This is a genomic window from Fibrella aestuarina BUZ 2, from assembly GCF_000331105.1.
In the GTDB taxonomy this organism is placed as follows: Bacteria; Bacteroidota; Bacteroidia; order Cytophagales; family Spirosomataceae; genus Fibrella; species Fibrella aestuarina.
Genome location: NC_020054.1, coordinates 2,264,835 through 2,278,044 on the forward strand (window position 1 = coordinate 2,264,835; position 13,210 = coordinate 2,278,044).

The window sequence follows — 13,210 nt, forward strand, 5'->3', positions numbered from 1 at the left end:
TGTTAGAATTGGAAGCGATTAGCGTGATAGGTGGTCTTTTGGTCCTGGGCAATCATGGCGGCAGCAATGCCCCCGTTGTCGACGTTGAGCTGCAGCAACTCTTTGTCCTGAATCGCCTTACGTAGCTCCCGTAGTTCGGCCAGCATGGCACTACTGCCGCCGCTCATGCCGACTGTATCGGGCAGGTTGAGCCGGGCGGGCAAAACAGGGATCGCCAATCGTGGCTGTAGCATCCGGGCGATTAGCTCCGTGTTCGAGATATTGCCCAGCAGGGCGTTTTGCTCGGTTGGGATCACCCGTTCGCCCCGGTTGAGCAGGGCGGGTATCGTGTCTACGCCGCTAGGGTAGGGGCCATCGACGTACTCGGTGCCCTGAGCAAATCGTTTGCCCGTTGAGGGTATATAGCCGTCGGCATTACGAAGCTGTATTGGGTTTTTAGCGGCGTCGTAAACGGTAATCACCTTGTTGTCATTGGGGTTGTAAAAAACCTCAACGGGTGCGCCGTCACTGGTAAACCAGCCCCGGTATACGTCATCACTGCCGCGCTTAGAGGCCACATCCTGCGCTGCCGCGTAAGCCCCGCCAATGCCGCCGCTTGGATTGATCACAACGGGCGTACCATAAGCAGCCGGGCCGCTGACCCCGCCTAATTCGCTAATCATCGCATTCACTTGATCGATCAAGCCCTGAGCCGCGCCAGCAGCCCGTAGCTTGAGTACAGCGATTCTTAGCTCGATGATGCTTATCTGCTTATTAGCCTCAAAGGCTTCTGCCTGCGCTTGGCGTACCGCGCCTATATAAGCCCGGTTGGCAAGTTCTTTTTTGTGCGCGGCGTCAAGCTCGTTGTCACGTAGTTGATTCTGATAACCCGTAATGGTGTTCCTAAGCTCGGTTTGCAGCGCCTCAATCTTGTTCTTTGTATCAACCTCCAGGTCCCTAATCCGACCCTTCAACTCCCTTTCTTTCGTCTCGAAATCCTGCCGGTAGGTATCGAGCGTCGTCTTAAGCTGTGTTTTTAGGTCGGTGATTTCGTTCTTTTGCCGGGTCTCTAACTCAATAATCTTATTGGTCTCCTCCTCTTTCAGCTTCTCGGTCAGGTCTTTTTCTTCCTGTTTGAGTTGTTTGCTGATTATGGTATTCGCCTTACTCTTATCGAGTTTAGCATCCTCAACATCTTTATGAACCTGACCGATGCGCTCAGCAAAAGCGTTCATTACGTCGGCCCGTTCTTTTTCTGATAGGTTACCAGCCAAAATGCGGTCACGTTGGGCGGTCAGCTTATCAACCTCGGTCGTACGGTAGCGCTCCAAAACGTCGTCGCGCAACCGATCAATGATACCCGCCGCCTCTAATTCATCCGCTTTTGACTGCTCAACCAAAGAGCGCCGGAAGTCGTAAGTATCCTGTAGTGCCTTTTTCTCGGCATCGTAGCGGTCGTTGACCTTTTGAACGGCGTCGTCGTATTGCTGCTGAGCGAGTGCCTTTTGTTGATCGTAGCTGTCTTTGAGCGCCGATAGCTGATCTTCAATGGCTTCTTTCTTTTTGTCGCGCTCCTGCTCAATGAGGTCTTTTTTGATCTCAAAAGCATCCTTTGCGGCGTCGATCTCTGCGTTTATCTGATCCCTTCTTGCCTCGAACTCTTCGCTGATCTGGCTCAGTTTGGCGTCGTGTAAATCGGTCAGCCTCTGCTTTTCAAGTTCAATTTGCTTTAGTCTGGTTTCAAGATGCGCCTTTTCAAACGCCATCTGATCTTGTTCGGAATTGCGCATTAAAGCCCGCGCATCCCCCTTGGCGTCGAGGATTTCTTGCACCTGCGCCAATTGAGCATCTACACCGTCGCGGTTCTTCATCAATTCGCCCTGGTACTCGTAAAAGCGCTCGATAATGGTTCGCTTTTCGTCGTAGCCACGGCTAAACGATTCGAGTTCCTGTTTGTAGGCTTCTTTACTGGCATCAATCAACCAGTCGTAAAAGCCGCGATGAATGTCCCGAAATTCCCGGAAGGCATCTGCCTGAGCCTGACGCTGGGCCTGAATTTGCTCATCTACTGCTTTGCCGAGCGCTACGAATGCCTGAAAGCCCAATGACAGCAAACCCGCCATTGCCTGCTGACTCGACGCCGTGACTTTTTCCAGTTCAGTCTTTGCCTCTTCGGCGGTCACTTTGGCCCCTGCAACGACCTGCTTCTGCTTCTGGATTTGCTCACCCGTACCAAAGTCCATTAAGAACGTAAGTCGCGCCTGAGCGGCATTGAACAGCGTTTCGGTTTCCCGTACCCGCTGCTCAGCGCTCTCTTTGCTCTTGCCCGAGATAGCATCCCAGTTGTCGAATACCGCCTTCGCGGCCCTGCCCATTTGACCGACTAAGCCTGATTCCTGCGAGGCAAAATCCAGTACCAGCGCAAAGAGCTTGCGCCGGGATTGCTCTTCGATTTTGAATCGCTCGTTCTGCGTTTGAGCAACGTCACGCGCCGCTTCTTTCTCAATTTGGGCCGTTTGCTTGGTTAACTCTGTGTATTCTTTGGCTCGCTCCTTTGCCCCTTTGTAGCCCTCTGTCTGAATGGTGAGCCGCTGGATTTCGCCCTCTTCAAGCCCCTTGTTAGCCTGCTCAATTACCTCACTGATTTTGAGCCATTCATTACGGCTTAGTTCGACTCGCTTATCCTGATACGTCTTGATAATGCCGTTTATCTTGCCCTGTGCAACCTCTGTCGCTTTGGCTATTTCGGTATCACTGGCATCTTTGGCGACCCGTATCTTGTTGACCGACTCGATTTCGGCTTTTTCTTCTTTGTCGAGGTAGGCTAGTTTTTCTTTATAGGTCTGCTGATTCTGAGCAGCCTTTTCAAGCGCAATTTGGGCCGCAGACTGGACGGTAATGGTTTTGTACTTTTCGGCATTGTCACTGGCAATGCCGAGCATAGCAGCATTATGCGCCAGCGTAAGGTTTTTGGAATCTAAGTGATATTTGCCCTCTAAATCGATCTGATCCGTCCGGTATTTGTCAAGTTGGCGGGCGTTGGCGTCAATAGCACCGGGAATTTCATTCATGGCTCCCATCAATCCCCGCCAATTGCCATTCACGGCGTTAGTGAGAGCATTCCATGTCTTAGAGGCTACATTGCCACCCTCGATTTGCTGCTGAAAGTGTCTTTGAACCGCAGGAGCCAACTTCTCAATTTCTTCATAAAGCGTTTTAACGCTACCTCCTGCGCGGTCTACTAAATAGGCGTACTCAGGAGCGCGTTCACGTACCTGATTCAGCAAGTCAAGCTGCTTGGCAAATAGCTTGTTCTGGGTCTCTACCGCCTGTTCGACCAGATACGCTTTCTGCGCTAGTTCGATCCGTTGAGCGTAGCTGAGGTTTACTTGAGACAGCACTTGCCTGAGTTGGGCGTTACTGATCGTCTCCGTGTTGAGCCCCTTGAAGTATTCGGGATACTGCTGCACAATAGTAGCGATAGCTTGGCGACGTAGATCACTACCTTGGGCCGCGTTCAGAGCTACATTTGCAGTTGCCCCTAGTAAGGTCTGCTCCCGTAGTAAGCCTTGCTCCTGCTCGCCCATCGTCTCTTTCATACTCGCAGTCGCAGCCTGCCAAAGCTGAGTTGCGGTCACAATCGCCATAACCGCTGTTACCAACGCCCCAAGCGGGTTGCGGGTAATGGTCGTCCACAGCGTCGTTAAGACACCTGAAAAACGGGATGTGGCCGCACTGCTAGCGGTCGTGGCGGCCGCATTAGCCGCTGTTGCCGCCGTCGAGGCAGCCTCGGCCTCTGCCGCCCGTATCTTGGCGGTGGCGGTAGCGCTTACAGCTACCCGGTAAGTAACGTAGGCTGCGGTAGCGGCCTCTAACCAAGCCTCTGTACGCTGGATAGCCTGCCCGTTGCCTAAGAGTGCGTCGATAAACTTGCTCGTCCAGGTAATCGCATTCTTGAGACCCTCTTCGTAGTAGTCGCCTAGGCGGGCCTTAGCAAAGAAGAAGCGGTCAGCTAGGTTGGAAGTTTGCCCTGCCAACGTCTGCGAGGCAATACCCATCTGATTGTAGTATAACCCCCCTGACGAGGTAGCGTCTTGTAAGGCTTTTTTAACCTGAGCAAAGCTAATTTCATGCGCTTGAGCCAGCTTGATAACTTGCTCCAAGGGCTTGTCCATCGACTTTGCCAATAATTCGTAGAGGTTGACGCCCGCTTCTGAAAATTGCCGTGTCTCGCCCGCGTATAATTTTTGGCGGTTCTGTACGTCAGTAAACGCTTTAGCTAGTCGAGGTAATTTTTCCATGCCGACAGCCGAGGCAATATTTCCTAGCATATCCATTGTCGGCAATAGGTCCTTTGTAGCTACCCCCATTGCCTTGAGCTGTTGGGTGGTTTCCAGAAGTTTTTCAACCTCAAAAGGCGACTTGAGCGCCATCGCCTGAATCTGCTCAAATAATTTATTGGCCTCTTCGCGCGTACCAGTCATCTGTATAAGCGCGGTCTTGAAGAGGTCAATCTTAGACTTTGCCTCAACGACCTGTTCGGTAAACTGCTTGATCGCCTCAATAGTCAACGCGGCCTTTACATAAGAACCTAGGTCTGCAAAGGCACTACCTGCGCTTGAAACATGGCTACGCACGGCGGCGTTTTGCTGAGCTAATTCGGAACGATAGAGTGCCGTCTGTTGATTGAGTTCGGCTTTCAGGGCGGCAGTTTGTCGATCTTGTTCGCCCTTCACAATGGCGGTTTGTTGACTTGCCTCTGCTTTAAGTGCGGCTGTCTGCTGGGAGATTTCGCCGCGAATGATGCTTGTTTGCTGACTGATCTCTGCCTTTTTGGCGGCTGTTTGTTGACTAGCCTCTGCTCGTGTAATGGCCGTCTGCTGGTCTAATTCAGCTTTTAGTGCATTGGTCTGCTGTTGAAGGGCCGCGCGATACTCGGCAACCTGCTGTTGAATAGCTGCCTTTTGCTCCTGTGTCGCGGCTTGATGTTGCTGCGCCGCCTGTTGAGTTACTGTTTTAGCCTGCTCAGTTAACTCAATTAGCTTTGAAAGTTGCTGGTGTACGAGAGGTAATTCACTGACCGCCTGGATAGCAAGGCGAATAGTAGTCGTTGACATCTACCTGAGGTCGTGTAACGCGTAGTGTTTGGCTGGTTTTCGCCCGTCGATTACCTAGCCCGATGGTGGTTGTTTACCCCGTAGAATTGAGGTCTGTACGAATACTTGACTGGATATGTAAAAATAAGTACTTACTGCTGAATTTGTTGTTAAGCTAATTATTAGTAAGACAAATAAATGTCAATAAAAAAGCCCACCGTCTACGATGGGCCTTCAAGGGCTATGAGGTCGATTGATTTAGCCTCACAGCCATATTAGCTTCAGAACCCAAAAAGGTAGTCCAATCCTTCGCCGCTATAGGTACGTTCAGTAAATGTCCCGTCTCTGTGTTCGCGCTCTGTTATTTCCTCAATCTGCCAGCCCTTGCCCGCCCCGTCGGTTCTTCGTAATTCAGCTATTTGTTGGACTACGGTAAAGCGATTACCCTCATCTGAGCGACAAATAATCGAGCCGCCGGGGTAATGAAAGAGGTTTTAACCTCAAAACCGGAAAGGGTGGGTGATCCCCAAGATTTGCCCGTTTCGGTGTCAATGGGCTTAATTGTTTCTAGTGTTTTCATTGAGTTATGCGGTAGCGTTATACAGATTATTTGACAGACTTATTGTTTTGAGGTTATGCAACAGAATCTAAAAATACGCTTTAACGACAATCGGCAGGCTTCACCTTTTCGCCACTCGACAAGCGCACCTTGTTGCCCTGCCAGCACACCCGCAGGTGTATGGGCGCCCGACCGTCTTTATCCAACCGGTCGAGGCGCAACAGTATAGCCAGTTCCATTGGTGTAGCCTATAAAGCCTTTTGTTGAGAATCGCCCATATGTCTGCCGTAATACTTTGCCCCGTTCAGATAGGTATCGGTTTGTTTGTGACAGTCTTTACATAAAGTCCTGCCGTTCGACAAATCCCACAGCGCGGCGCAGTTGCGGGCCTCGTCAAGCGTTTCGATTTTGTAGTCGCTGAGAATCCGGGAAAATGGATAGATATGGTCAGCTTCAATGTCTTGGCGCTTAGTTGCGTCGCCGCAGTGCTGGCACAAAAAAGCGTCTCGTTTGAAAACAGATAGTCGCCAATTCCTGTACTGTGCGCTGGTTCTTATTAAGGCGCTCAGTTTTGTTTTTCCGCCCTGCCATTGCGAACTAAGTGGGCCGCTGTATTTCCGACCAAACTCTTGAAAGCGGGCTTTTTTGGCAGCTATTTGCTGTTCGTTTTCCGGCTCATTAAATACCCCTGTGTTCTTAAGTGCCCTGTAGACAAGGTGCATGAGTGTGTTATTCTTTTCAGCAATTTGGGTTAGCGTCATTCCTGCCCGATAATCCGAAATCATACTTTCAGTAGGCAATTTATCGTACTGGCACCTGTCGCGCGTCTTGTGCCCTCTGGCCCGTAGTGCCTCTATCAAGGTTGGCCCGCTAAGCCCATAGAGGTGAGCGCTATCTGTGGTAATGTCGCCATTCAGGTAGGCGGCAACCGCCTTTTCTTTGGCCTCTTCGTCAACAAATCGAGACCTAACCTCGCCACCCAACGCACGAACAACTTTACCTATTGTTTTGGCACTGGTGTCATATTTTTCCGCCAATTTCACGGTTGACAGGCCCGACTCGTAATCAGTTAAAATTTTGTGCTTAGTCTCAGAGTCTATCCGCTTTTGCGGCCTTATCGGCACTTTCTCGCGCCGGAGAATGTGAAACACGGATCTTTCGTGTATGCCGTATTTACGGCCCAGCGAAGTAGTCGTGCCACCGTTGAGGTACTCGTCAATTATGGCGGCATCACGTTCGTTTCTTGTTGCTGACGCCCTTACTAAGCCCGCCTCGTCAATGTACTTCGCAGCTACGGTAGGGCAGATATTGAGCCTCTTTCCGATTCTGGAAGGCGTAAGCCCCTGCTTGTGGCTGGCTATGATTTGCTGCTGGAGTTCTTCGCTAAGGCTCCGCGACCTCACTTGCCCACTCTTGCGGAGTATAGAGTATAGCGTAGTTACGCTCATGCCGTAGTGCTTGGCAACAGCGGGGCCGTCTACTCCACTCAGATAAAGCTCAACCGCCTGTCGCTTCGTATCGGCGCTATACCTGATTCGTTTCGCTTCTTCGCTTTTCGGGGTAAGGCTTCCGGCTACTCTGAGAATCGTCTGTATGCTTACTTGGTATCTGTCAGCGAGGGAAGATAAAGACTCCCCGTTTATGCGCTCGGCCTTAATTGCGGCCCTTTGCTCACTGGTCAACTTGCCTTTCATAGCAAAAGTACTGCTGTGTGTGTTATTCGTCTATTTCATCATTACGCCAATACTGCTGCGCCTTCGCCCCGTAGGTTTCGGTGCGTTTGTGGCAGGTCGGACAAAGGGTTCGTCCATTGTTTACCCGCCAAATCAGTTCACATTCCGCCGCCTCTTCAAGGCTGTTAATGCGTCGATTGTGAACAATAGCCGACAGGGGGTATATGTGATCGACCTGAACCCCCTTTGTGTTCCCGCATTCCTGGCAGCGGTATCTATCCCGCCTGAGTACCGCCCGCCGCCAATCCAAATACAAGGGCGTTGTCCGTAGTTTGGCTATCAATGCCTTTTGCCATTCAGGATCATAGGTAACCAGCACAATCCTGAATACTTCGGAGGCCTCTTTGGCCGGTAGTTCGTTTTGCTTGCGAACCCCCTTCAAGGCGCGACTTACTTCGGCTTCGGCCAATTCCAGTCGTAGGGCTATCTCCTTAATCGACTCGCCACCATTAGTGTAGGCGTCTTGGATTAGCCACTTTGTGCCTGCGTTCATAGCTCGACAAGGGTTTGGTTGGCACCGATTGTTGCTTTGAATTTATTTCGCCCACCTACTCCCATACGGCGCACATGGCATCATTGACCTCTTCCGAACGCAATTCTGACAGGTAAATCTCAGTGGTAGCAAACCGCTTATGAGAGAGTGCTGCACTGATCTTACGCTTATCAGTGATCTTAGCATCGGCCAGTGTGGCGAAGGTGTGCCGCGCCACGTGGGAGGTTAACTTACCTTCAATGCCTGCTAGTCGGGCCAATTCTTTTAGCTGCACATTGATCTGCGCTGTGGCCGATTCGGTTTTGCTTAGCCACTCAGCTTTCGCTTCCGGCTCAGACAGGCCCGGCGTAGGAACGTACCTTGACAGCCATGGCAATAAATACGGGCCGGGGGTGGCATTGTATTCCGCCAGAATGTCCAGCGCGGCCCGGTTCAGTTTTACCTCCAAAATATCGCCCGTTTTTTGGGTGCGGTACACCAGATACGCACCCCCCTCCCGGTAGCGCAGGTCGGTTTTCTTCCAGTTAACTGCATCGCCAATGCGCGCGCCGTAGGCGTAAACCTGCAATAGGAATGTATTGCGGGCATCGCGTAGCTTACCTCTTACGTCGAGGTCTTTAAGTTGCTCTACCTGATTGTTCGTGAGTTTGAGCTTAACAACCCGCTGCTCTTTGAATCGCAGAAACGCCATTGGTTCGTGGTGCATTAGGCCCCGCTTACGAGCGTCATTTAAGAGCGTAGTCATAAAGGCCATGCGGCGCTGTAAGGTGTTGGGTGATTTGCAGCCGTTAGCGCCCAACCAAACCGAGAACTCAAGCAACCACTTCTCCGTAACTTGAGAAAGGGCAATGTCTTTTTGCGTGCCGGTATGCGTTTGGCCCAAAAACTGAGCTAGGCGGTTGAGGTGTCCGTTGTACTTCTCAGCCGTTCGCGTCTGGCTCAAGAGTGCCAAGCGCTCAACGTAGCCTCGACCGTGAGCCAATAAGGTGATAGCCGATTCAACAGGCGTTTGCCCACCAAAGAGGACGTATTGAGCATCAATGGGCTGCTCATAGCGAGAAAGCTCCTGCAAACGGGCCTCGGCTTGCTGGAAAGCATCGAATACCTGAGCGTTCAGTAGCCGCTTTTCAGGGTGATCGATAACGAGCCGACGGGCTTTATCCCATTGGTGGGGCTTTAAGCGGCACAAGGTGCGGCGTTTCCAGCTAGTCCCGTTTGCGCCTTTCTGTACAATCAGCGAGAGCATTAACGGGCGCGTACCATCACTATAAATCTTTGTGTTGAGAAGGAGCGAAAGTGTTGCCATGATGGATTGTTTACAAAGCGAGTTGATGAAATACTGTCTCCCTAGCCGTGTCAAAACCTTCCCATTCACCCGACTCATCGAGTAAATGCAGGTCAGTGTATTTGGTGCCTACGACTTCATCTTTGATCTGTCTCAGCACTCCGTTAGGCTCCAACCAGCCGAGCATATCTGAGAACGGCGAAAAGTCGCTGCCTCGGTTGCAGATTGTCCCAAAGCAACCGTTATGATGAATTACCAAGTAGTGCGCGTAGTTGGCTGTGAGGTCGTCGGCATCAAAGTTTGACCAACGGGTTATATCGCCCTCCCATACCTCGACGCCGTTGGCGTCATATAGCCCCGTAAACTGCGTAACCTCGTAACGCGGGTCCGTCAACTGCTCAAGGCTTGACAGTGGGGACAGCACCCGGTTGATGCTGTCCCATGTGCGTAGTTTTATTATGCGCGCCATACGTGTTCCGGCGTGTAGTAGCCACGAATGCAAAGCAGTTGAGGGCGCTCAATTTTCCGGTCGTGAGGCACATCCCGCAGCACCCAGAGCGCCGTAACGGCCCCTTCGGTCGTGCGCCAATCCGCCCCACCTTCGTCAATGATAAGTGAAGCGGGCATTGAGTCATCGTCGGGCAGGTCTTGACAAAACAGAAACACACCTTTTCGGAAGCGAGGCACGTACAGACTTTTCATTACCTCGAAAACGTAGACAGGCCCCGGCTGCTCAACAAAAGGAGGAAATGAAGTTCGGCGGGCGATTAGCTCCGCATAGGGCGGCAGATTGTGAAACGGCTTGCTCATAAGGCTAGGGGCTATTCGCTGTAGATTTCCTCCGCATTGGTGAGCGTATACAGCCGGTCTAATTGGCTATATCGCTCAATCACATCCAACCACGTTTCACCGTTACCGCGTGGGCATTGATACACATCAAAACCGTAGACATGATGTAAGCGGTTGTAGAGGTAATTCCAGACAAACTGTTGACTATTACCCGTTCGGGTGGCGGCGGCGTTCACGTACTTGGTAATCTGACTCCGCACATTGGCGGGAGTCGATTCCCGAACGGCCAGCGGTAAGACTAACTGTGTCTTTTGTCGTTTAGCGGGGGCAGGTAAGCCGCGCTGCATATCGGCAATGTCGCTTTGCAGTCGCTCTAAGATTACCTGCTGATTGGCGAGTACGGCGGCGTTCTGCTGAACGAGTTGCAGCATCAACTGTTCCGACGTGGTGAGCGCGGGCATTTGCTGAGCAACCTGCCGCAACTGCTTTTCGGCCTCAATAAAGTACTGCCGCGCCTCTTTGCCTTTCTGGTTGTTTTGCACCATCGACAGTTCTTTGGCGCAATCCAGGGTCAGCGCATAATCGGTTTCGGGCCTACCCCCTTTTTCCCCGTTTTGGGAAAAACCCTCAATGGCTTCAAAGTCCTGACCTTCGATCAATCCGTACTTATCAACCCGCCGACTGAACCACTGGGCAAACTTGTCTTTGACCTCCAAGAACTCGTGTAGTTCGCGGGCTGACACAACCGATACACCTTGTGTATCGGTTGTAATTTGAATCAGCGCGTTCATTGATCCTTGGCCTGTCCAGCCTTCCACGCTTGGTAAGAGGGATACGATTGAGGATCGGCCATATGTCGAATCAACCAATAGTTGTACTCGCTTGCCGTAGCCATTTTGCGGGTAAGCTTTACCAGCAGTTCGTCAATGGTTTCAACTTCGTAACTGGCTGTTTTTGCGTCAGACTCAAAGTTGGTCCGAGCGTAATCAACCACCATATTTTGCAGTGTCTGCCGGTAGTCGATCAAGGCACAGAATACGAGCATAACCTCACTGTTGGCGTCGCCTTCGCCAAACAAGTCCAAATCGAGGCTAACCGAAGATTGAGAAGAAGTGCCAGCAACAGCCTGCCGGTACTGTTCCGCCGTTGGCGGTGCGCTTTGTGCCGCTGAGTCGGCTTGCTGTGCCGTTGGCACAACGGGATTTGCGGGCGCAGGGTTTGCGCCGTAGTTTTGCTGCGTGTTCATTTGAACTGCACGGTTTAAGTGATACATCCGACCCCCTCCGCTGTTCCGTCCAAAGAATTGAGCGTTGGGGGTTTTCGTTGTCGTCTATCGACAGTTCAAATATACGTTTCTTTCCTTATATGGCAAGTGTTTAGGCAAAAAAATTTCTATTTATAGAAAGTCACTTTAACCTTAAGGCCGAGCGCCTTCGCTATTTCGTCAATGGTTTCTAGCGTAAGATTCTGATTACCACTTAAATATTTGCTCACTGTGGGTTCGCCTACATTCAATTTAGAGCCTACCTCTTTCTGGGTCAGCCCGCTATCTTTCAGGGCCTCGCGCAACGCCTCTGCCACAACCTGTTTAATGCTCTCCATTTCTGAATTGGGGTTTCGACAAAGGTAGTTTCTACTTGCCATATAAAGAAAGTGTCAACCAAGTAATGTTTCGCCGTTAACTAAATGGCCCCACTGTTTACACTTGTTCATATATTGGCACAAAAAGATTAAACTACCTCTATGCGACTACCTCTATACTTTCTGTCAGTACTGGCAACCGGAGTGCTGCTAACCAACTGTTCGTCAGAGAAAAAGCAAGCTGGCGGTTTATTTTCCGAGTCTACCTCTTTCTCGAAAGCCGATTTTGCGGGCAAGACCTTTAACATGGCCTTTTCCGTTGATCCGGCATCAAACGATAAGGAGCTTGAGGAAATAAAAATGCAGATGACCTTTCGCAACGACACAACCGGCTTTTGGCGGGCAACAAAGGGGAGTCGGTTTTATGATTCACCCTTCGGCTGGGAGGTCTTAGACGATACGCTGCATTTCCACGTAAAAGACAGGCTAATGCTCGACAAGTCAGCCATAACCAAAGAGGGTGGCGCTTACAAATTAACCGACGGAAAGACCTCGCTGTTACTTACGGAATGACCTCTATAGTTTATCTACAATTGCAATAGTTAGTAAGCTAACTAAATCTGCCTGTAAAATATTAGCCGCCCAGTAATTAACGACATGATCAGAGGATCATGGGCGCGACCCTCATTTGATCTGGTCAAATATGCTTACCTGCTTTGGCTTTAATAAAATTCCGACTCTCATGCGGCTAGTACCTGCCACTTACCTACTATTATCAATCAGCCTTACGGCCCTGTCGCAACCGCAGACAAGTTCTAGAATCGATGGCATTGGCCGATTTAAAATCGGCAAAACTACAACTGCTATTATTGATTCGCTAGTTGCCGAACGTGGCGGTAAGGTGAAGGAAATAGAAGAGCAACCCATGCTTGAGGCTGCCACACGTAGCATTTACAAACTAGTACCTAGCACCAAAACCAACTATACACTTAATTCGTCGCTGTGCCCTGATACTGAGGTATATCTATTGGGTCAAGTCGAGGTAGCAGGTATTAAGATTAGGCAGGTCTATTTGATCTTTTATCAAAATGTGCTGGCTGAGTTTCGCTCAAAAACATCAGCCGAACTTTCGGAAGCGCTAAGGCTAAAGTTCGGTAAGCCGACCGTCGATATTAGAACAAAGGATGAGGTGTGCAGGTACGTCCGCCTTGGAACCGAGGTCGTGAATAAGGAGGTAACCGAAATTACCTCATGGTCAGACGCCGGAGCAAGGGCCAAAGATGTTCGCATGAAGCACTACGATCAAAAATGTAACCCTATTTATTCCAGTTACTTCAGCTTGAGCCAAGAGGAATTGTTGTCTGCTGCCATTGACTGTAAGAAGGCTTGGCAGGATAAGGTTAACTATCAGAAAGAGCGACAAACCCGAGACAAGCTCAAAGAGTTTTAATACACAGTTCAATTTTCACTATCCCAACACCAATATGTATAAACTGCTACTGTTGCCGTTCCTGTTGCTGTCGCTTTTCTGCTGCCGAAATTCCGCCAGCCGCTATCAATCTTACGAACCCTACTACGAATACCGAATCGATTCGTTAGCGGAAACACACGCCATAGAAACAGAGGACGGGACTAGGCTTGTTGACCTGGCACCGGGCACTATCGTAATTGTCAGAGGAACACCGGGAGGTGGCT

13 protein-coding genes are annotated in these 13,210 nt (G+C 50.6%); 2 read left to right on the top strand and 11 right to left on the bottom strand.

All coding sequences use genetic code 11. The annotated features are described in order from the left end of the window. Window positions 1-2: 2 nt before the first annotated feature. The 11 genes from FAES_RS09255 to FAES_RS09295 form a co-directional block, all read right to left on the bottom strand. Complete coding sequence (locus tag FAES_RS09255; RefSeq protein ID WP_015330940.1) at window positions 3-5,096, bottom strand: tape measure protein; 5,094 nt, start codon at window positions 5,094-5,096, stop codon at window positions 3-5. Between the two features lie 406 nt (window positions 5,097-5,502). Continuing rightward, the gene (locus tag FAES_RS30330; protein ID WP_158408756.1) at window positions 5,503-5,655 is read right to left on the bottom strand and encodes a hypothetical protein; all 153 of its coding nucleotides are present in this window, start codon (window positions 5,653-5,655) and stop codon (window positions 5,503-5,505) included. Between the two features lie 80 nt (window positions 5,656-5,735). Beyond that, window positions 5,736-5,873 (bottom strand): Arm DNA-binding domain-containing protein, encoded by a 138-nt coding sequence (locus FAES_RS30335; protein WP_015330941.1) that lies wholly within the window; start codon window positions 5,871-5,873, stop codon window positions 5,736-5,738. Window positions 5,874-5,882: 9 nt separating this feature from the next. After that, window positions 5,883-7,328: a LysM peptidoglycan-binding domain-containing protein gene (locus tag FAES_RS30340; RefSeq protein WP_015330942.1), complete on the bottom strand. Its 1,446-nt coding sequence runs from the start codon at window positions 7,326-7,328 to the stop codon at window positions 5,883-5,885. Window positions 7,329-7,350: 22 nt separating this feature from the next. Next, window positions 7,351-7,860 (bottom strand): HNH endonuclease, encoded by a 510-nt coding sequence (locus tag FAES_RS09265; protein ID WP_041257702.1) that lies wholly within the window; start codon window positions 7,858-7,860, stop codon window positions 7,351-7,353. Window positions 7,861-7,915: 55 nt separating this feature from the next. Further along, entirely contained in the window at window positions 7,916-9,166 is a 1,251-nt protein-coding gene (locus tag FAES_RS09270; protein ID WP_041257703.1) for a tyrosine-type recombinase/integrase, read from the bottom strand. A gap of 10 nt (window positions 9,167-9,176) precedes the next feature. Beyond that, window positions 9,177-9,614: a YopX family protein gene (locus FAES_RS09275; RefSeq protein ID WP_015330944.1), complete on the bottom strand. Its 438-nt coding sequence runs from the start codon at window positions 9,612-9,614 to the stop codon at window positions 9,177-9,179. After that, a complete protein-coding gene (locus FAES_RS09280; protein WP_015330945.1) occupies window positions 9,602-9,955 on the bottom strand; it encodes a hypothetical protein in 354 nt (117 codons plus the stop codon). The genes FAES_RS09275 and FAES_RS09280 overlap by 13 nt, the downstream gene beginning before the upstream one ends. An 11-nt stretch (window positions 9,956-9,966) precedes the next feature. Beyond that, window positions 9,967-10,725, bottom strand: a complete 759-nt coding sequence (locus FAES_RS28915; RefSeq protein WP_015330946.1) for an antA/AntB antirepressor family protein — start codon at window positions 10,723-10,725, stop codon at window positions 9,967-9,969. Beyond that, entirely contained in the window at window positions 10,722-11,180 is a 459-nt protein-coding gene (locus FAES_RS09290; RefSeq protein ID WP_041257704.1) for a hypothetical protein, read from the bottom strand. The genes FAES_RS28915 and FAES_RS09290 overlap by 4 nt, the downstream gene beginning before the upstream one ends. 146 nt (window positions 11,181-11,326) lie before the next feature. Further along, entirely contained in the window at window positions 11,327-11,536 is a 210-nt protein-coding gene (locus tag FAES_RS09295) for a helix-turn-helix domain-containing protein (protein ID WP_041257705.1), read from the bottom strand. Between the two features lie 183 nt (window positions 11,537-11,719). Between FAES_RS09295 and FAES_RS09300 the strand changes: the two genes are divergently transcribed. Then, window positions 11,720-12,088, top strand: a complete 369-nt coding sequence (locus FAES_RS09300) for a hypothetical protein (protein ID WP_148289330.1) — start codon at window positions 11,720-11,722, stop codon at window positions 12,086-12,088. 169 nt (window positions 12,089-12,257) lie between these two features. Beyond that, a complete protein-coding gene (locus tag FAES_RS09305) occupies window positions 12,258-12,965 on the top strand; it encodes a hypothetical protein (RefSeq protein ID WP_148289331.1) in 708 nt (235 codons plus the stop codon). Window positions 12,966-13,210: the final 245 nt, after the last annotated feature.

What these genes read in the sequence shown, in the direction of transcription:
- FAES_RS30330 (WP_158408756.1), bottom strand. Translation starts at nt 5,655, where the DNA reads ATGAAAACACTAGAAACAATTAAGCCCATTGACACCGAAACGGGCAAA.
- FAES_RS09265 (WP_041257702.1), bottom strand. Translation starts at nt 7,860, where the DNA reads ATGAACGCAGGCACAAAGTGGCTAATCCAAGACGCCTACACTAATGGT.
- FAES_RS09305 (WP_148289331.1), top strand. Translation starts at nt 12,258, where the DNA reads ATGCGGCTAGTACCTGCCACTTACCTACTATTATCAATCAGCCTTACG.
- FAES_RS30340 (WP_015330942.1), bottom strand. Translation starts at nt 7,328, where the DNA reads ATGAAAGGCAAGTTGACCAGTGAGCAAAGGGCCGCAATTAAGGCCGAG.
- FAES_RS09275 (WP_015330944.1), bottom strand. Translation starts at nt 9,614, where the DNA reads ATGGCGCGCATAATAAAACTACGCACATGGGACAGCATCAACCGGGTG.
- FAES_RS09295 (WP_041257705.1), bottom strand. Translation starts at nt 11,536, where the DNA reads ATGGAGAGCATTAAACAGGTTGTGGCAGAGGCGTTGCGCGAGGCCCTG.
- FAES_RS09290 (WP_041257704.1), bottom strand. Translation starts at nt 11,180, where the DNA reads ATGAACACGCAGCAAAACTACGGCGCAAACCCTGCGCCCGCAAATCCC.
- FAES_RS28915 (WP_015330946.1), bottom strand. Translation starts at nt 10,725, where the DNA reads ATGAACGCGCTGATTCAAATTACAACCGATACACAAGGTGTATCGGTT.
- FAES_RS30335 (WP_015330941.1), bottom strand. Translation starts at nt 5,873, where the DNA reads ATGGAACTGGCTATACTGTTGCGCCTCGACCGGTTGGATAAAGACGGT.
- FAES_RS09255 (WP_015330940.1), bottom strand. Translation starts at nt 5,096, where the DNA reads ATGTCAACGACTACTATTCGCCTTGCTATCCAGGCGGTCAGTGAATTA.
- FAES_RS09270 (WP_041257703.1), bottom strand. Translation starts at nt 9,166, where the DNA reads ATGGCAACACTTTCGCTCCTTCTCAACACAAAGATTTATAGTGATGGT.
- FAES_RS09280 (WP_015330945.1), bottom strand. Translation starts at nt 9,955, where the DNA reads ATGAGCAAGCCGTTTCACAATCTGCCGCCCTATGCGGAGCTAATCGCC.